Annotated in this window: 17 protein-coding genes; 6 read left to right on the top strand and 11 right to left on the bottom strand. The window is 72.5% G+C overall.

Going from position 1 to position 17,020, the window contains the following annotated elements; genetic code table 11:
* Window positions 1-30: 30 nt before the first annotated feature.
* Together ACFV9T_RS37030 and ACFV9T_RS37025 are read right to left on the bottom strand one after the other, a co-directional pair.
* Window positions 31-996, bottom strand: coding sequence for a TIGR03557 family F420-dependent LLM class oxidoreductase (locus ACFV9T_RS37030; RefSeq protein WP_385446929.1), 966 nt, complete (start codon window positions 994-996; stop codon window positions 31-33).
* A 162-nt stretch (window positions 997-1,158) separates the two neighbouring features.
* Window positions 1,159-2,439 (bottom strand): PAS domain-containing protein, encoded by a 1,281-nt coding sequence (locus ACFV9T_RS37025; protein ID WP_385446928.1) that lies wholly within the window; start codon window positions 2,437-2,439, stop codon window positions 1,159-1,161.
* A 124-nt stretch (window positions 2,440-2,563) separates the two neighbouring features.
* On the opposite strand from ACFV9T_RS37025, the gene ACFV9T_RS37020 reads away from it, so the two are divergent.
* The 5 genes from ACFV9T_RS37020 to ACFV9T_RS37000 all read left to right on the top strand — a co-directional run bounded on the left by ACFV9T_RS37020 (window position 2,564) and on the right by ACFV9T_RS37000 (window position 7,933).
* Window positions 2,564-3,298: an ANTAR domain-containing response regulator gene (locus tag ACFV9T_RS37020; protein WP_385446927.1), complete on the top strand. Its 735-nt coding sequence runs from the start codon at window positions 2,564-2,566 to the stop codon at window positions 3,296-3,298.
* Window positions 3,299-3,428: 130 nt separating this feature from the next.
* Window positions 3,429-4,649, top strand: coding sequence for an aminotransferase class I/II-fold pyridoxal phosphate-dependent enzyme (locus ACFV9T_RS37015; protein ID WP_385446926.1), 1,221 nt, complete (start codon window positions 3,429-3,431; stop codon window positions 4,647-4,649).
* Between the two features lie 28 nt (window positions 4,650-4,677).
* Window positions 4,678-5,757: an MBL fold metallo-hydrolase gene (locus ACFV9T_RS37010; protein ID WP_385446925.1), complete on the top strand. Its 1,080-nt coding sequence runs from the start codon at window positions 4,678-4,680 to the stop codon at window positions 5,755-5,757.
* A gap of 63 nt (window positions 5,758-5,820) precedes the next feature.
* Entirely contained in the window at window positions 5,821-6,885 is a 1,065-nt protein-coding gene (locus tag ACFV9T_RS37005; protein ID WP_385446924.1) for a nitrous oxide reductase family maturation protein NosD, read from the top strand.
* A 1-nt stretch (window position 6,886) separates the two neighbouring features.
* A complete protein-coding gene (locus ACFV9T_RS37000) occupies window positions 6,887-7,933 on the top strand; it encodes a methyltransferase (protein ID WP_385446923.1) in 1,047 nt (348 codons plus the stop codon).
* A 75-nt stretch (window positions 7,934-8,008) separates the two neighbouring features.
* Here ACFV9T_RS37000 and ACFV9T_RS36995 read toward each other — a convergent pair whose 3' ends face one another.
* From ACFV9T_RS36995 to ACFV9T_RS36955, 9 genes are all read right to left on the bottom strand, one after another.
* On the bottom strand, window positions 8,009-8,773 hold the full coding sequence (locus tag ACFV9T_RS36995) for a class F sortase (protein WP_385446922.1): 765 nt from the start codon (window positions 8,771-8,773) through the stop codon (window positions 8,009-8,011).
* Between the two features lie 87 nt (window positions 8,774-8,860).
* A complete protein-coding gene (locus tag ACFV9T_RS36990) occupies window positions 8,861-9,433 on the bottom strand; it encodes a hypothetical protein (RefSeq protein ID WP_385446921.1) in 573 nt (190 codons plus the stop codon).
* Between the two features lie 340 nt (window positions 9,434-9,773).
* On the bottom strand, window positions 9,774-10,097 hold the full coding sequence (locus ACFV9T_RS36985; protein ID WP_385446954.1) for a TcmI family type II polyketide cyclase: 324 nt from the start codon (window positions 10,095-10,097) through the stop codon (window positions 9,774-9,776).
* 5 nt (window positions 10,098-10,102) lie between these two features.
* A complete protein-coding gene (locus ACFV9T_RS36980; protein WP_385446920.1) occupies window positions 10,103-10,567 on the bottom strand; it encodes an SRPBCC family protein in 465 nt (154 codons plus the stop codon).
* A 1-nt stretch (window position 10,568) separates the two neighbouring features.
* On the bottom strand, window positions 10,569-10,826 hold the full coding sequence (locus tag ACFV9T_RS36975) for an acyl carrier protein (RefSeq protein WP_385446919.1): 258 nt from the start codon (window positions 10,824-10,826) through the stop codon (window positions 10,569-10,571).
* Window positions 10,826-12,094: a ketosynthase chain-length factor gene (locus tag ACFV9T_RS36970; RefSeq protein WP_385446918.1), complete on the bottom strand. Its 1,269-nt coding sequence runs from the start codon at window positions 12,092-12,094 to the stop codon at window positions 10,826-10,828. The genes ACFV9T_RS36975 and ACFV9T_RS36970 overlap by 1 nt, the downstream gene beginning before the upstream one ends.
* Window positions 12,091-13,353, bottom strand: coding sequence for a beta-ketoacyl-[acyl-carrier-protein] synthase family protein (locus ACFV9T_RS36965; protein WP_385446917.1), 1,263 nt, complete (start codon window positions 13,351-13,353; stop codon window positions 12,091-12,093). Before ACFV9T_RS36965 ends, ACFV9T_RS36970 begins: the two co-directional genes overlap by 4 nt.
* A complete protein-coding gene (locus ACFV9T_RS36960; RefSeq protein ID WP_385446916.1) occupies window positions 13,350-13,757 on the bottom strand; it encodes a cupin domain-containing protein in 408 nt (135 codons plus the stop codon). The genes ACFV9T_RS36965 and ACFV9T_RS36960 overlap by 4 nt, the downstream gene beginning before the upstream one ends.
* 76 nt (window positions 13,758-13,833) lie before the next feature.
* Window positions 13,834-15,000: a SchA/CurD-like domain-containing protein gene (locus ACFV9T_RS36955; RefSeq protein WP_385446915.1), complete on the bottom strand. Its 1,167-nt coding sequence runs from the start codon at window positions 14,998-15,000 to the stop codon at window positions 13,834-13,836.
* Window positions 15,001-15,159: 159 nt separating this feature from the next.
* Here ACFV9T_RS36955 and ACFV9T_RS36950 point away from each other — a divergent pair, with 159 nt between their 5' ends.
* Entirely contained in the window at window positions 15,160-16,797 is a 1,638-nt protein-coding gene (locus ACFV9T_RS36950; RefSeq protein ID WP_385446914.1) for an FAD-dependent oxidoreductase, read from the top strand.
* Window positions 16,798-17,020 lie beyond the last annotated feature (223 nt).

The raw sequence follows: 17,020 nt of genomic DNA, 5'->3' as shown, positions 1-17,020 counted from the left end.
ATCGCTGACTCGACGGGGTCAGGGCGGGGCTCAACCGGCCAGCTGCGGCAGCACCTTGGTGCGGTAGAAGTCGAAGAAGCCGCGCTGGTCGGGCCCGATCTGGTTGACGTAGACGGTGTCGAACCCGGCCTCGGCGTACGCGGACAGCGCGCCGATGTGGGCGTCCACGTCGTCGCCGCAGGTCACCTTGCGCGCCGTCCGCTCGGGCGTGACGAGTTCGGCGGCCTGCTCGAAGTGGGCCGGGGTGGGCAGCGTCGTCAGCAGCTGGCCGGGCAGCGACTCGACGGCCCACAGCCGGTGCGCGGTGCGCAGCGCCTCCTCCGCGTCCGGGCCCCAGCACACCTTCAGACCGCCGCGTACGGGCTTGTGGTTGCCGCTGGCGCCGCTGCCGCGCCGGAACCGCTCCACCAGCTCCGCGTCGGGGGACATGGTGATGAAGCCGTCGCCGACCCGCCCGGCCAGCGCGCTGGCGGCCTCCCCGGACGCGGCGATGTCGATGGGCACCGGCTCGTCGGGGACCGTGAACAGCCGGGCGTTCTCCACGGTGTAGTGCTTGCCGTGGTGATTGACCCGGCGCCCCTCGAACAGCTGGCGCATCACCATCACGGCCTCTTCCAGCATCTCCAGCCGGATCGGGGCCGGGGGCCAGCGGTCGCCCAGCACATGTTCGTTGAGGGCCTCACCGCTGCCCACGCCCAGCCGGAACCGGCCCTCCAGCAGGACCGCGCTGGTCGCCGCCGCCTGGGCGACGACGGCGGGGTGGACGCGGAAGGTGGGGCAGGTGACGGCGGTCTGCACGGGCAGCGAGGTGGCCTGGGCCAGCGCGCCGATCACCGACCAGACGAACGAGGCCTGGCCCTGCGCCTCGTTCCAGGGGTGGTAGTGGTCGGATATCCACAGCGAGGTGAACCCCGCCTGTTCCGCCATCCGCGCCTGCTCGATCAGCTCGGCGGGACCGTGTTCCTCGGCGGCCAGGAAATAGCCGTACTCGGTCATCGGACCCTCCTTGAGCGCGGATGCGTGGCACGAGTAACCGGCGCGCAGGGAAGAAAACACGGGAGGGAATCTTGTTCGGCGAGCAGCGTGTGCCCTTTTTGTCAGATTTACTCCCGCGGTGACACACCATAGCCCACATGAGGGACGGCCGCAGGGTGGACCTCAGGCCTCCCGGACCCGGGGGCGGCTGAGGGCCAGGGCGATATGGCGGGAGACCCGGTCCGCCGCCCCCGCCTCCGCCATCTCGAAGGCGCTCCGCCCGCCCGTACGGAACAGCGTGAGCGCGCCGAGCACCGGGGACGTGGGGGAGACCCGCAGCGGGATGCAGAGCAGCGAGGTGACCTCCTCCCGGACGAGCACGGGCGCGCCCGTGGCGTCCCGGCCGAAGGCGTTCGCGTCGGGCGGGCTCACCCGCAGGGCCGACACCCCGTCGTCCAGCGCGTCGACCACCAGCGGGCAGTCGGCCGGATCCTGCGCGGCCAGCGACGCCGTACGGTCCCCGGCCGCCTCCGGCGGGCCGAGGGCCACCATCCGGTGCGGCGCTTCGCCGCCGTCCGGGGCCAGGTCGGCGATCACCCAGTCCGCGAACCGGCCGTGCAGCAGCTCCGCCGCCCGCCCGAGCACATCCTCCGGGCCGCCGCCCGCGAGGGTGACCCGCAGCAGCGCCGTCGCCATGTCGTCGACCAGGTCCAGCAGCGCGGCGTGGCGCGTCACCTCGGCCAGATCCGGCTGCGCGGCCAGCCCGTCGGCGGCGTCCTTCGCGGCGTCCTTGCTGTTGGCGGGCGTCCCGGGGCTCCCGTTGTTCCCGGTCTCCCCGCTCGCGCCGTCGCTCCCGGCGGCCCTCGGCACCGGGAGGGTGGCCGAGGAGACGGCCGCCGGGACGCCCCGGTCCGGCTGGAACGCGGCCAGCACCGCGGGCTGCGGCTCGCCCGGCGGGCGCAGCGCCGCCAGCGTCACCCGCACCGAGCCGTCCGCCCCCGGCTGCGACAGACGCACCGTCAGACTGCGCCCGCCCTCCCCGCGCGCCACGGCCGCGACCTGCGAACGCAGCGCCGCCTGGCCGTCGCGGCGCAGCGACGAGGTCAGGGGACGGCCGGTGGCGTACCCGGCGCGGGTGTTGAACAGCTGGGTCGCGGCGAAGTTCATACGCCGTACGACGGACTCCCGGTCCAGCAGAACGACGGGGATCGGCAGGCGCTGGAACAGGGCGCGCAGCAGCTGCTGTTCATGCGGGTCGCCCCGGCCTCCCGGCGGGACCCGGCTGGCCGCGGCCAGCTCCTCGTAGCGCGGCCACAGCACGTCAACGACGTGCTGAAGCTCGAAAAGAGCGGCGTCCAGCAAGGACAGCCGCTCCTGCGAGGGCAGCGCCCTCGCCGTCCGCAATTCATCCACACGTCTGCGGAAATCCGTGAGTTCCGCACCAAAATCCTGCGCCCGGGGCATGCGCACACGGTAGCCGGACCGGCGGCGGAGCACCGGCCGGGTGTTGTTTTCCGCGCAAGGCAGCGGGAAGCCGAACGAAACAGGACCTCCACTGTCCTACCGATGGAAAGGACCGGAATCGGCGATGCCGGAACGCTCGTACAGCCGTCCGCAGTGTCAGACCGACGCCCCCTCGCTCGGCCGGGGCCTCGCGGAGCTGGCGGAACAGGCCGCCTCGTGCACCCCGGCCAGCTGCGGGGCCACCGCCACCGCGCTCCTTCCCCAGGACGCGCCCGGCGGCGTGGAGGACGACCGGACGACCGCCGCCACCCACCCCGATCTGTCGGCGCTGGTGTCGGTGCAGATGCTGTCGGGCGAGGGCCCGATCCTGGCCGCCCTGGACACCGGCCGCCCGGCGGGCGCCGACGATCTGCTGCACGATCCGCGCTGGCCCAGCTTCCGGGCCCGGGCGCTGGACGCGGGGGTGCGGTCCAGCGCGACGCTGCCGTTCGCATGCGACGGGCTGTCGGTGACGATCTCCGTCTACGGGCTGCGCCCCGGCCCCCTGGAGAAGGCGGCCCAGGGCGCCACCGAGCTGCTCGGCGACCTCACCACCGGGAGCCTGGCCAAGGACCGCCTCTACCAGGCCGCCCTCGTCCAAGTGGACCAGCTGGACGCGGCGCTGCGGTCGCGCCCGGTGGTGGACCAGGCGTGCGGGATCGTGATGTACGTACTGGGCTGCGACGCCGACCGCGCGTTCGACCTGCTGCGCCGGACCTCGCAGCGGACGAACCGGAAGCTGGTGGAGCTGGCCGAGACGGTCGTACGGACCCGTGGCCGAGGCCTGGAGCGCCAGCTGATCGCCCTGAACCAGGGCTGAGGCTCCGGTCGGCTGATCATCTCGGGGTGTCGTCCCCCGCCGCAGCCACCGCGGATCTGCGAAGGTGGACAGCGTCGGCACACAGGTGCACGCGCGTGCACGCGCGTGCCCACACGAAAGGTGTGGACGAATGCGACGGCAGTGGACCGCACCGGCCCCGGCCGACCGGGACGACGGCGGCCTGCCGGTCCTCCCGGAGCTGGCCGCGTGCTTCGCGGCGGCCGCGGACCGGGCCGTGCCGGAGCCGGTCGGCGGCTCCGCCGACCTGCGCACGGCCGCCTGCGGCTACTGGGCGCGGCGCGGGCTGTGGACCGACCCGGCGCATGTGGTGGCCGCCCCCGGCGCCGAGCCGCTGCTGCTCGCGCTGCTCGCCTCGGCCCCCGGCGGCGACGTCCTGCTGCCCCGCCCCTGCGCCGCCTGGTACGAGCCGCTGGTGCGGCTGCTGGACCGGCGCGGCCACCACGCCCCGGTCCCGGCCGAGTGCGGCGGGCTGCCCGATCCGTTCGCGCTGCTGGAGACCGTCCGCCGGGTCCGGGCCGAGGGAGGTGTGCCGAGCGTCCTGCTGCTGTCCGTCGCCGACGACCCGACCGGCACCGTGGCCCCGCCCGAGCTGCTGCACGAGGTGTGCGAGGCGGCGGCGGCCGAGGGGCTGCTGATCGTGAGCGACGAGACCTGGCGGGACACCGTGCACCATCCGCACGGCACGGTGCTGCTCAGCCCGGCCGAGATGGCATCTGAGGACGTGGTCGTGCTCACCGACCTCGCGGGCGCCTTCACCCCGGTCGGCTGGCCCGCCGCGGTGGCCCGGTTCCCGGCCACCGAGCGCGGGGACGAGCTGCGCGCCCGGGTGCTGTCCACGCTCACCGCCGTACGGGCCGGGCTGCCCGCGCCCGTCTCCGCGGCCGCCGCGTACGCGCTCACCGAGCCCGAGCCGGTCCGTACCCGGATGGCCGCCGCGGCCCGCGCGCACGGGGCGGTGGCGGCCGCGGCGTACCGGGCGCTGACCGCCGTCGGCGCGCTGTGCCGCCCGCCGCAGGCCGGGCGTCAGCTGTACGCGGACCTCGACGAGCTGCGCGGGGTGCTGGCCGCCCGCTCGCTCACCGACTCGGTGGAGGTGGAGCGCGAGCTGGCCCGGCGGCTCGGCCCGGCGGTGGCCGGTGGTCACCGGTTCGGCGACCCGCCGCACACCCTGCGGATCCGGCTGTCGACGCTGCCGCTGCTCGGGGCCGCAGGCGAGCTGCGGCTCGCCGCGCTGGCCGCCCCGGACCCGCTGGAACTTCCCTCCGTGGCAGAGGAGTTGACCGCCTTCGAAGCGGCCTTCCGGGACCTCGTCCGGGCCGGGGCGCCGTGAGAGGCCGACCGCGAAGGGAGCGCATCCCATGACCGACCAGGCCGGACCCACCGAAGCGGGCGAGGGCCACGGCACGTCCCGGCTGCCGCTCCCGGCCCGCGCGTCCCGTACGGCCCCCGTCGCGGCCCCGCCGCTGCCCGCCCCGCGCCCGCTCGGCGAGGTCCGCACCTGGCCGAGGTCGTTCGTCCACCGGCTCACCTCCCCGCTGCCCGGGGTGCGCGCGCTCGCCCGGCTGGCCCGCGAGGGGCGGCTGCGGCCGCCGATGGAGACGCTGCGCCAGATCCCGGAGCTGCCCTTCGCACCGGGCCCACTGCCCGCGACCGGACCCGCGCAGACGGCGCTGACCTGGGCGGGGCACGCGAGTTGGGTGCTGCGGATCGGCGGGCTGACCGTGCTCACCGACCCGGTCTGGGCGCGCCGGATCCTCGGCACCCCGGCCCGGGTCACCCCGCCCGGGGTGCGCTGGGAGGATCTGCCGCCCGTCGACGCGGTCGTCATCAGCCACAACCACTACGACCACCTCGACGCGCCCACCCTCAAGCGGCTGCCCCGGGCCACGCCGCTGTTCGTCCCGGCCGGTCTCGCCGGGTGGTTCCGGGCCCGCCGGTTCACCCGGGTGACCGAGCTGGACTGGTGGGAGGCGGCCGAACTGCCGGGCGCGGGCGGCCCGGTCCGCTTCGACTTCGTCCCCGCGCACCACTGGAGCAAGCGCACCCTGACCGACACCTGCCGCTCGCTGTGGGGCGGATGGGTCGTCACCGCGCCGGACGGGCAGCGGGTGTACTTCGCGGGCGACACCGGCTACGGCCACTGGTTCCGGGAGATCGGCCACCGCTACCCGGGCATCGACCTGGCACTGCTGCCGATCGGCGCGTACGACCCGCGCTGGATGCTGCGGGCGGTGCACACCGATCCCGATGAGGCCGTACGGGCGTATCTGGACCTCGGGGCGCGGACGCTCGTGCCCATGCACTGGTCGACGTTCCTGCTCTCCGCCGAACCGCCGCTGGAGCCCCTGCACCGGGTCCGCGCCGCCTTCGAGGCGACCGGCCGCCCCCGCGAGGAGCTGTGGGACCTGCCGGTCGGCGGCTCCCGGGTGCTGGAGTAGGGCGTACGTAACTAGGCGGGGCATAAGTGGCGAGTGGTGAAAGTCGCTCATAACTTCCTGTTCATGCGCACATTCAAGCTTCGCCACCTCGCGGTCGCCACGGCCGCCCTCGCCATCGGAATGACCCAGCTGCCGGGCGCCCACGCCGCTCCGGCCCCCACCGTGCACACCGTGAAGCCGGGTCAGTCGATCCAGGCCGCGGTGAAGGCGGCCCGGCCCGGCGACACCGTCCAGCTGCGGGCCGGTGTCTACCGGGAGAACGTCCAGATCACCAAGAGCCTGACCCTGCGCGGCGTGGGCCGGACGACCGTCCTCACCGCGCCCGACAAGGCGTCGGCCAACGCCTGCGGCAAGGCCGGACACGGCATCTGCGTCACCGGTACGGCCCAGCGCCGGGTCAAGAATGTCCGGATCCGCTCGCTGACCGTCACCGGCTTCCCCAAGAACGGCATCTGGGGCTCGCAGACCGTCCGGATGGACGTACGCAACGCCCTCGCCGAGAAGAACGGACAGCAGGGCATCGGCCAGCAGCTGTCCACCCGCGGGTCCTTCCTCCGCAACATCTCCCGCAACAACAAGGAATCGGGCATCTTCCTCGCGAACACCGTCGACGCCGAGGGCGGCGCCACCGACGCCAAGGGCACCCGGGTCGCCGAGAACCGGCTGACCGGCAACCGCATCGGCGTCGTGGTGCGCAGGCTGCGGAACCTGACCGTCGAGCAGAACACCGTCACCGGCAACTGCGGCGGCGTGTTCGTCGTGGGGGATGAGTCCAAACCGCGCGCCGGGGACCTGACGGTGGCCCACAACGCCGTCCAGGCGAACAACGCCTACTGCGCGCCCAACGCCCGGCTGCCGTTCATCCAGGGCGCGGGCATCGTGCTCACCGGCACCGACACCACCCGGGTGACCGGCAACCAGGTGCACAACAATGTCGGCACCTCGCCCATGTCCGGCGGCATCGTGCTGTTCAAGAGCGTCGTCGGCGTCGCCAACAGCAAGAACACCATCAGCCGCAACGTGATGACCGGCAACAAGCCCGCCGACGTGGCCGACCGGGACAAGGGCCCCGGCAACACCTTCACCGGCAACGTCTGCACGCTGTCGGTGCCCACCGGCCGGTGCTGAGATGACCACCACCGCCACCCCGGCTCCCGACAGCACGGCCGCGCCCGAGGCGGCCATGCGGCTGCGGGAGATCGCCTTCGGCGCCGCCCGGGCCGCCGCCGTACGCGCCGCCGCAAGGCTGCGCGTCGCCGACGCGCTGGGGGAGGAGCCCACCTCCATCGGCGAACTCGCCGCCACGGTGGACGCCGAACCCGACCCGCTGTGCCGTCTGCTGCGCGCCCTGGCCTGCTGCGGGATCTTCGCCGAGACCGACGACGGCCGCTTCGTCCACACGGAGATGTCCCGGCTGCTGCGCGAGGACGCCCCGCGCAGCCTGCGGTACATCTCCCTGTGGTGCACCGAGCCGTGGACCTGGGAGGCCTGGCCGCGGCTCGACCGGGCGGTGCGCTCCGGCGGCATCGTCTTCAACGACCTCTACGGCAAGGACTTCTTCGCCTATCTCCACGAGGACGCGCCCGAGTCGGCCGCGATCTTCGACCGGGCGATGACCACCTCCAGCAGGCAGTCCGCGGCCGATGTCGCGGCCTTCGTCGACCTCGACGGCATCAAGGAGGTCGCCGACATCGGCGGCGGCCAGGGCCATGTGCTGGCCAGCCTCCTGGAGAAGCGCCCCGATCTGCGCGGCACCCTGCTGGACCTGCCGCAGGTGGTGGCGGGCGCCGACCCCCGGCTGCGGGACGGCGGGGCGCTGGCCGACCGGGCCACGCTGGTGCCGGGCGACTGCCGCCGGGAGATCCCCGTCCAGGCCGATCTCTACATCATCAAGAACATCCTCGAATGGAACGACGAGAACACCCGCCGCACCCTCGCGAATGTGGTCGCGGCCGCGCGGCCGGGCGCCCGGGTCCTCGTCATCGAGAACCTCATCGACAACAGTCGCTCCTCGTTCACCACGGCCATGGACCTGTTCCTGCTGCTCAACGTGGGCGGCCGCAAGCACACCACGGACAGCCTGGTGGCACGGATGACCGAGGCCGGGCTGAACGTCACCGAGAGCCGTCCCGTCAACTCGTATCTCCACGCCATCGACAGCACGGTGCCCGGCTAGCCGCCGGTGCCCGGAGCGCGACGAAGGTGCCCGCACCCGCGGGCACCTTCGTTGTTGTGACGGTCTGTGGGGGCCTCAGGCCCAGCGGAACGAGGTGAGGTGGGCGAACGCCACCACGTTCGCCGTGTAGTCCTTCGCGGTGTGGTCGTACGCACCGCCACAGGTGATCACGCGCAGCTGGGCGTCGTTGGTGTCCCCGTACACCTGCCGGTCGGGGAAGTCTTTCTTCTTGTACGTCCGCACCTTGTCGACGACGAACGTGGCGAGGATGCCGTCGTCGCGGGCCACGGTCACCTTGCTGCCCGCTTTCAGGGTGTTGAGCATGGAGAACACCGCGGGGCCGGTCTTGGTGTCCACGTGCCCGGCCACGATGGCGTTGCCGCGCTCACCGGGGGAGGGGCCGGCCTTGTACCAGCCGACGAGGTTGTTGTCGGTGTCGGGCGGCGGGATCAGCGTGCCCTGGCGGTTGAGCGACAGCGCCGTGAACGGGGCGCCCACCCCGATCGAGGGGATGTCCAGCCGGTTCGGGGCCGACCGGGGCAGCGCGGGCCCGGGCCGGGAGGCGGGCTTGGCCGCCGGTGACGGCACGTCGGGCCGGTCCGCCGGGGGTACCTCCGCCGTCTCCGGCTGCGTATCCGTGTCGGAGGCGGTGGCCGCGGGCGTGGCCGGTGCCACCGGGGAGGACTGGGAGGACGCGTCGACCGAGTTGTAGATCAGGAAGACACCGATGAGCGCCGCCGCCGCGGCCCATCGGAGCGTGCGGGTGTTGCTGTCGCGGGTGTTGCTGTCAGTACCGCCCTGCTTGCCCTGTTTGCCCATGCGGGTGTTCGCCTTTCTCACAGCGCCCGTCCGTGGCGCTGCCGTGGCACCTCCGCCGAAGCGAGCGGTGGTGCCACGGCAGCACGGGGTGAATCAGAAGCGTCAGGCTCAGATCGCGGTGCCGGACGGCTTGCGGCGACGCAGGGCGTAGGCGCCGGCGCCGAGCCCACCGAGGAGCAGAACCGAACCGGCGGCCATGCCGCTGCCCGTGGTGGCCATGCCGCCACCACCGGTGTGGACGCCACCCTTCGGCTTCTCGTGGCTCTTCCAGGACCCGCCGTCCCAGTCGCCCTTCTTGTCCGACCAGTCCTCGTGGTGGCGGGGGTCCTCGTCCTTGCCCTTGGACGGGTCGCTGCTGGACCAGTCGTCCTCGTGGTGGCGGGGGTCCTCGTCCTTACCCTTGGACGGGTCGCTGCCGGACCAGTCGTCCTCGTGGTGGCGGGGGTCCTCGTCCTTGCCCTTCGGCTCTTCCTTCCCGTGCTCTTCCTTCGGGTCCTTGTCCTTGTCCTTCCAGGAGCTGCCGCTCTGACCGTAGCCGTCCTCGGAGGACTCCTGGCTGCTCGAGTACCCGCCGTGACCGCCCGGGTCCGAGACGTCGGCAGCGAACGCGGCGGCGGGGGCGCCCAGGGTCAGGGTGGCGGCGATCGCCGCCCCGGCGAAGAGTGCGCGAGTAGATCGCATGAGTCATTCCTTCCGGCACCAGCGCGATTACTGACTATTTGCCAGACAAAGGGATCGCGTCGGCGTCTTAACCACCGTCAGCGAAGAGTGGCCCCGCTGCCACCTGACGCGGCCAGCAAATCGGACGGATGTAAGCCCTCCGGGTGGAGTTCCGACCCTGGATCACTCTTATGCCGCGCGAACGGGCTGATGGTCATTCACCTGATTGTCCGACAGGCTTTTCGGGACGTCAGGATGGATTCTCCTGTAACGCCGGAACCGGCTTCCGCGTATGCGGCAGCCGGTTCGAATGCAGCTTGTCAGATTGAAATCGGGCCGGGCGCTCGCCCGGCCCGGTCCCTCAGCGCTCCCAGCGGTAGAACTCGTTCGCCATGGCGTCCTTCGGCTCGCGCCAGGTCGCCGGGTCGTAGGCCTGTACGTACGCCGAGAGGCGTTCGCTGATGGCGCGGAACTCCGGATGGCCGGCCACTCGCGCGACCTCGGGTCCCGGCGGTCGGTCGGCCTCGATCAGATGCAGATACACATCGCCGAACTGGAACAGACTCCGCCCGCGCACACCGATCAGATGCGGCAGTTCCCCATGGCGGTCCGACTCGTCGAAGACGGCGGCTATGTCCTTCGCCGCATTCTCCTTCATCCGGGCCACGATCAGTTCACGGTGCATTTCCCTCATGCCCCCACCCGCGCGCGGGCGCGCTGCTCGATCTTCTCCCGGATCAGCTCCATCTGGATTTTCGAGTTTCGGTTGATGTGCTCGGTCATTCCGGCGTCGTCGACCGGCGCTTCCGGCTTCATCTCGAAGTCCTGGGTCCAGCGCATCCGGGTGCCCTCGGGCTCCTCGTCGTACTCCCACCGGATGTTCATGAAGGCGAACGGACCGGTCTCCACCCGGCGCGCCCAGACGGTCCGTACGTCGCGGGCCGTCTCGCGCTCGGAGACCCAGCTCCAGACCTTGCCGTTCTCGTCGGGGTGCATGGTCAGCCGGAAGGTGGTGGTGTCGCCGTTCCGCTGGAGCACCTCGAGCGACGCGTACTCGCTGAACAGGTTCGGCCAGTTCTCCAGGTCGTTCGTCATGTCCCAGACCAGGTCCATGGGGGCCTTGATCAGGATCTCGTTGTCGGTGTGGCCGGTCATCTCAGGCTCCCGTGGTGAGTGAGGTGTTGATGGCGTCGAGGAAGTCGCCGGGGGTCTTGGAGCTCTCGGCGCCGGGCTCGATCGGGGTGCCGTAGTTGTTCTCCAGCTCGCCGACGATCGCGAGCAGACCGAGCGAGTCCAGCCCGTACTCCTCGAACGTGGAGTCCGGCCGGGTGCGCATCAGCTCCGGGTCGACGGTCAGTCCGGCGCAGCGCTTCATGAGCGAGGCCAGGTCCCCGTAGGACAGTTGACTGGACATCAGATATCTCCTTCCGGGCCGCGGAGCACAAGCGCCGCGTTGCAACCCATGAGCCCCCGGCTCAGCACCAGCGCGGTCCGCGGCCGGGCGGCGCGGGAACTGCCGGTGACCAGGTCGAGGTCATGGCATACGTCGGTGACGTACGGGGTGGGCGGCACGACGCGGTGTTCCATGGCGAGCAGCGCGGCCGCCACGTCCAGCACCGGAGCCGCGCAGTACGCCCGGCCGAAACCGGTCTTCGGGGCGGTCACCGGCACCCGCTTGGCCTGGGCGCCGAGCGCGTCGGCGATGGCCAGGGCCTCGGCACGGTCCGCCTCCGGGGTGCCGAGGGCGTCCGCGAACACCACGTCGATCTCCTCGGGAGCGCACCCGGCCTCGGCCAGCGCGACCCGGATGGCCTGCGCCAGGCCGTCCCGGGACCGCTCCCAGTTGGACGGGCCGGTGAAGGTCGCGCCGTGGCCGAGGATCCGCCCGCGCACCCGCGCCCCGCGCCGCAGCGCCGCGCCCTCCTCCTCGACGACGAGCATCCCGCCGCCCTCGCCCGGCGCGAAGCCGCAGGCGTCGGCGGTGAACGGCAGATAGGCCCGGCCCGCGTCCCGGGCCAGGCTCATCTCCTCGTACCCCAGCTGGCAGACCACCGAGTACGGGGCGAGCGGCGCCTCGGCGGCGCCCACCACGATCGCGTCCGCCCCGTGCCGGATCGACCGGCAGGCGTGCGCGAGCGCGTCCAGGCCGCCCGCCTCGTCGTTGGCCACCACCCCGCACGGGCCCTTGAACCCGCCGCGGATGGAGATCTGGCCGGTGCTGGCCGCGTAGAACCAGGCGATGGACTGGTACGGGCCCACATAGCGCGGCCCCTTGCCCCACAGCTGCTGCAGCTCGCGCTGGCCGAACTCGCCGCCGCCGGAGCCGGACGCGGTCACCACGCCCACCGCGTACGGCGACATGTCCTTGCGCGGCAGCCGCGCGTCGTCCAGCGCCAGCTCGGCGGCGGCCATCGCGAAGTGGGTGAAGCGGTCGGTCTGGACGAGATACCGCTCCTCGATCAGCGAACCCGGGTCGAAGCCGCGGACCTGTCCCGCGATCCGCAGCGGGGAGTCCTCGCAGCCCTCGCGGGTGAGCCGGTCGAGGAAGGTGATCCCCTCCCGTACGCCCTTCCAGAAGGCGTCCGTGCCCACGCCGTTGGGCGCCACGATCCCCATTCCGGTGATCGCCGCGCCCCGGACGTGCTTCTTGGCCTTGCTCGTCGTCTTCACGGTCGCGTTCATGTCGCACCCCCATGACTGAGCACCACCGCGGACTGGAAGCCGCCGAACCCGCTGCCCACCGAGAGCACATGGCGCAGCGGCAGGGAGCGGGCGGTGCGCGGTACGTAGTCCAGGTCGCACTCGGGGTCGGGATTCTCGTAGTTGGCCGTGGGCGGCACGACGCCGTGCGCGAGGGCCAGGGTGCAGGCCACGATCTCGATGGCCCCGATGGCGCCCAGCGAATGCCCCACCATGGATTTGATCGAACTCATCGGCGTCCGGTACGCGTGGTCGCCCAGCGAGCGCTTGACGGCGGCCGTCTCGTGGCGGTCGTTCTGCTGGGTGCCGGAGCCGTGCGCGTTGACGTAGTCGATGTCGGAGCTGTTGATGCGGGCGTGGCCCAGCGCGTGGTCGATGGCCTCGGACATCTCCAGGCCCTCCCGGGTCAGCCCGGTCATGTGGTACGCGTTGCCGTAGGTGGCGAACCCCTTGATCTCGCAGTAGATCCGGGCGCCCCGGGCGCGCGCGTGCTCCAGCTCCTCCAGGATGAGCACGGCGGCGCCCTCGCCCAGCACGAAGCCGTCGCGGCGCGCGTCGAACGGGCGCGACGCGTGCGCGGGGTCGTCGTTGTTGGCCGAGGTCGCCTTGATGGCGTCGAAACAGGCCACCGTGATGGGGGAGATGGGGGAGTCCGCCGCGCCCGCGACGCATACGTCGGCCCGGCCCTCCTCGATCGTCTGGAAGCCGTAACCGATGGCGTCAAGACCGGAGGTGCAGCCCGTCGAGACGGTCTGCACCGGCCCTTGCGCCCCGATCAGCTCCGCCACTCCGGAGGCCAGCGCGCTGGGCGAGAACGCCCGGTGCAGATGCGGCCCGGCCCGCCGGTGGTCCACGTTCCACGAGTCGCCCTTGTTGCTGACCGCGACGTAGTCGTTCTCCAGCCGGGTGGTGCCGCCGACGGCGGTGCCCAGCGACACCCCCGTACGCCACTGGTCCTCGCCGCCGGTCGCGAGGCCCGCGTCCCGGGTGGCTTCCATGGAGGCCGCCAGCGCGAACTGCACGTACCGGTCGGAGCGTTCGGTCTGCTCCGTGGTCAGCCCGGCGGCCACCGGGTCGAAGTCGCATTCGGCGGCGATCCGCGAACGGAACCCCGCCGGGTCGAAGAGGGTGATGCCGCGCGTCGCCGTGCGCCCGGCGGTGAGCATGTCCCAGAAGGCCGGAACCCCCACGCCCCCCGGTGCGACCACGCCGAGCCCGGTGATCGCCACCCGTCGCGTCACGATGACGCCTCGGCAGGTTCGGTGGCCTCCGTGTCCACGTGCCCCAGCTCGGGACGGGGAGCCAGCGGGCCCAGATGGAAGACCATCCGGGCCTCGGTGTCACCGACGTTGCGGAAGCGGTGCCGCATGTCGCGGGGGATCAGCAGGCCCTGGTCGGGGCGCAGCTGGTGCGCGGTCCCGTCCAGATCCACCTCCAGGTCGCCGCAGACGACGAACACGAACTCCTCGGAGTACGGGTGGTAGTGCTCACCGATGCGCTCGCCCGGCCGCATGAGGGCCAGGCCCATGAAGCCGCTGGTGGCGCCCACCGTGCTCGGGGTGAGCATGGCGCGCAGATCGCCGCCGCGCCGGGTGTTGTGAGCGACGTCGGCGAGGTCGACGATGTGGGGGGACTGCGTGATCATGATCGGTGCCTCCGGACATGGGACGTGACATGGGGTCATAAAGTGCGTGAGGGCGGTAAAGGAGGGGTGGGGAAGGTCAGTAGTCCGCCGCCCGGCGGTCGGTGACCGGCTCCATGTCGCAGTCCGCGAGGAAGCGCCGCAGCCCGTCCTGGTGGGACAGGTCCCGGTCCTGGCCGCGTTCGATGAGGCGGGCCAGCACGGCCGCGGCACGCTTGCCGCCGACACCGACCGCCAGCGCGGGGTCCTGCTCCAGCGGCGCCCGCAGGTCCACCATCCGGACGACGAGGTCCTCGTGCTGGAAGATCGTGCTGCTCACCAGGGGCGTCGTGCCGGAGTTCATCGCCAGTTCGTCCTGGCGGGCCAGCAGCCGGGCCACGGCCGTGCCGGAACCCTCGCGGACCGGGTAGCACAGGGCGTGCCGCCGCAACGGGCCCGCGGGCGCGCCGCCGTTCGTACCGTTGACCGCCGTCAGGTGGTGCACGACGGGAAGCGCGGCCCGGTAGAAGAACTCCCGTGCCGCGTCCGGGTCGTCCAGGTCGCGCGGCTCCTCCAGATACGGGTTGACGGCCGCCTCGACCGCACGCACCTCGGGCTGCCGGGACACATGGCGCAGCGCCGCCACCAGGTCGCCCTTCACCTCGACGGCCCGGACGACCCGGTTGCCGGTCATGAACAGCGACGTCCGGCACAGCCGCGTGGCGTCGTCCACCCGCGTCTCCATCGGGGCGTAGTCGGCCAGGATCGCCGCCACGTCCTTCTCCGAACCGGGCTTCACGGTGAACGTCAGGCCGTGCCGGACCAGTCCGTCGCCGATCCTCGGCGCGGCCTGCAGCCGGCCCCGGGCCATCGCCGCCCCGTGGCCCCGGGGCTCGGTCTCCCGCAGGATGCCGAACCGCAGCGACCGGGTGTCCTCCACGCAGCCGTGCATGGGCTTGACCATCTCCCGGTGCGCTTCGCTGTCCACCCAGGCGAGGAACGGCGGGGCGCTCTCCCACTCGCTGGTGATCAGCCACTTGGAGGGATCCTCGATCGACTGGCACAACTGGTCGCTGAGATGCCCCGGAACCGAGGCCACCTGCTGGCACAGCTCGTCATACGCGCGCAGAAAACGCTCCTCGGCACCGCTGCGCACATCCAGCAGCAGCACCACGCGCAGCCGCGAATCGGCCAGTGAGGACTGCGAGGACCGCGTGGTCATGGTTGGTGTCGTGGTGGGCTGTGGAGTCTGGGGCAGGGTGCTCATATTCCACTCCTCCTAGGGGGATGCGTCCTTCCTTGGATGCGCCGCCCGTCAGACCGATCGTCGGGCGCTCCCACGTATGGCGCGAGATTTGTGAGCCATCTGAGGGAACGCCTGGTCAGAGCCCCGAACGGGGCTGGAAACACCGGGCATAGCTGCAAGATGAATCGTCTTGCCGACACTGCGACACGCGTGCCCGTCCTCATCGCGGGAGGCTCCCTGGTGGGCCTGTCCGCCTCACTGTTCCTGGGCCGTCTGGAGATCGGCCACCTGCTCGTCGAGAAGCATCCGCGGACCTCCCACCACCCGCGCGGGCGGGGGAACAACATCCGCACGATGGAGCTGTACCGCACCGCCGGAGTGGAGTCCGCGATCCGCGAGGCGGCGGCCGTCCTGGCCGACAACCACGGCATCATGCAGACCCCGTCGCTCGCCGGAGAGGAGCACAACTGGCTCTTCCGAGACATCGACCCGGGCGGCAAGGCCGCCCGCCTCAGTCCCTCCGCCTGGTGTCTGTGCAGCCAGAACGACCTCGAACCGGTCCTGGTGAAAGCCGCCCAGGACCTCGGCGGCGACCTCCGCTTCGGCTCCGAGCTGCTCTCCTTCGAGCAGGACGCCGACGGGGTCACCGCCGTCATCCTGGACCGCCGCACCGAGACCCGCTCCACCGTCCGCGCCGACTACCTCATCGCCGCCGACGGCCCGCGCAGCCCGGTGCGCGAGGCGCTCGGCATCGGCCAGAGCGGACACGGCGAGCTGTTCCACAACGTGTCCATCACCTTCCGCGCCAAGCGCCTCGCCGACGTGGTCGGCGACCGCCGCTTCATCGCCTGCTACCTCACCAACCCCGAGGCGGACGGTGCGCTCCTGCCCGTCGACAACCAGGAGCAGTGGGTCTTCCACGCCCCCTGGCACCCCGAGCGCGGCGAAACCCTGGAGGAGTTCACCGACGAGCGCTGCGCCCAGCACATCCGCACCGCCGTCGGCATGCCGGACCTTGAGGTCGAGATCACCGGAAAGGCGCCCTGGCACGCGGCCGAGCGGGTGGCCGACTCCTACGGCTTCGGCCGCGTCTTCCTCGCCGGGGACTCCGCCCACGAGATGTCCCCGACCGGCGCCTTCGGCTCCAACACCGGCATCCAGGACGCCCACAACCTCGCCTGGAAGCTCGCCGCCGTCCTCGGCGGCTGGGCCGGGCCCGGGCTGCTGGAGACGTACGGCACCGAGCGGCAGCCCGTCGCCCAGGCCACCAGCGCCCGCGCCGCGTCCCGCTCGGCCGAGCACAGCCACCCCGGCTACTCCGCCCCGCCCACCGCGGGCCCGCAGAGCAACGTCATGGCCGTCGCCATGGGCTACCGCTACGTGAACGGCGCGGTCCTCGGCACCGACCCCGCGGGCCCCGCCGTCCCCGACCGCTTCGAGATCTCCGCCGAGCCGGGTGGCCGCGCGCCCCACATGTGGGTCCACCGCTGCGGGGTCCGGCTCTCCACCCTCGACCTGTACGAGCGCACCTGCGTGCTGCTCACCGGCCCGGGCGGCGCCGCCTGGCACGAGGCGGGCCGCCGCGCCGCCGACGCCCTCGGCGTCCCCCTCGACTGCTACCGCGTCGGCACGGAGCCGGACCACGAACTGGCCCCCGAGCCGGGCACCGACTGGTCCGAACTCCACGGCACGGCCCCCGACGGCGCGGTCCTCGTCCGCCCCGACGGCTTCGTGGCCTGGCGAGCGGAACGCGCCGCGTCCGACCCGTACGCCCTGCTGACGGAGGTGCTGAGGGAAGTTCTGCGCCTGGGCGGCTGACCCTGGGCCCGGGCGGGGTTTCCCCCACCCCGCCCCTTCCCGAAACCGGGGGACACCCCCGGCCCCCGCCCCAGGCCTGCGGCGGGGGCCGGACGGCCCGGGCGCGCTCCGGCGCCCGCTTCCCGGGCCCGCCCGGGCTCCGCGGCCTGCCACAGCCACCGAATCCGGCCCGCTGGGCGTCCCCGGGCCGGGAGCCGAGGGCGAATGTGCACCAAATCCAGCC

Origin of the sequence: Streptomyces sp. NPDC059850 (assembly GCF_042731515.1) — a bacterium.
Classification (GTDB): domain Bacteria; phylum Actinomycetota; class Actinomycetes; order Streptomycetales; family Streptomycetaceae; genus Streptomyces.
Note: the sequence above shows the minus strand (reverse complement) of the source record. Positions and strands in the feature narration are given on the sequence as shown.

Excerpts from the sequence above, each read along its gene's own strand:
- ACFV9T_RS36960 (WP_385446916.1), bottom strand. The coding sequence starts at position 13,757 with ATGATCACGCAGTCCCCCCACATCGTCGACCTCGCCGACGTCGCTCAC.
- ACFV9T_RS37015 (WP_385446926.1), top strand. The coding sequence starts at position 3,429 with ATGCGACGGCAGTGGACCGCACCGGCCCCGGCCGACCGGGACGACGGC.
- ACFV9T_RS36975 (WP_385446919.1), bottom strand. The coding sequence starts at position 10,826 with ATGTCCAGTCAACTGTCCTACGGGGACCTGGCCTCGCTCATGAAGCGC.
- ACFV9T_RS36970 (WP_385446918.1), bottom strand. The coding sequence starts at position 12,094 with ATGAACGCGACCGTGAAGACGACGAGCAAGGCCAAGAAGCACGTCCGG.
- ACFV9T_RS37025 (WP_385446928.1), bottom strand. The coding sequence starts at position 2,439 with ATGCCCCGGGCGCAGGATTTTGGTGCGGAACTCACGGATTTCCGCAGA.
- ACFV9T_RS36990 (WP_385446921.1), bottom strand. The coding sequence starts at position 9,433 with ATGCGATCTACTCGCGCACTCTTCGCCGGGGCGGCGATCGCCGCCACC.
- ACFV9T_RS37005 (WP_385446924.1), top strand. The coding sequence starts at position 5,821 with ATGCGCACATTCAAGCTTCGCCACCTCGCGGTCGCCACGGCCGCCCTC.
- ACFV9T_RS37020 (WP_385446927.1), top strand. The coding sequence starts at position 2,564 with ATGCCGGAACGCTCGTACAGCCGTCCGCAGTGTCAGACCGACGCCCCC.
- ACFV9T_RS37010 (WP_385446925.1), top strand. The coding sequence starts at position 4,678 with ATGACCGACCAGGCCGGACCCACCGAAGCGGGCGAGGGCCACGGCACG.
- ACFV9T_RS36950 (WP_385446914.1), top strand. The coding sequence starts at position 15,160 with ATGAATCGTCTTGCCGACACTGCGACACGCGTGCCCGTCCTCATCGCG.
- ACFV9T_RS37000 (WP_385446923.1), top strand. The coding sequence starts at position 6,887 with ATGACCACCACCGCCACCCCGGCTCCCGACAGCACGGCCGCGCCCGAG.
- ACFV9T_RS36955 (WP_385446915.1), bottom strand. The coding sequence starts at position 15,000 with ATGAGCACCCTGCCCCAGACTCCACAGCCCACCACGACACCAACCATG.
- ACFV9T_RS36980 (WP_385446920.1), bottom strand. The coding sequence starts at position 10,567 with ATGACCGGCCACACCGACAACGAGATCCTGATCAAGGCCCCCATGGAC.
- ACFV9T_RS37030 (WP_385446929.1), bottom strand. The coding sequence starts at position 996 with ATGACCGAGTACGGCTATTTCCTGGCCGCCGAGGAACACGGTCCCGCC.
- ACFV9T_RS36985 (WP_385446954.1), bottom strand. The coding sequence starts at position 10,097 with ATGCACCGTGAACTGATCGTGGCCCGGATGAAGGAGAATGCGGCGAAG.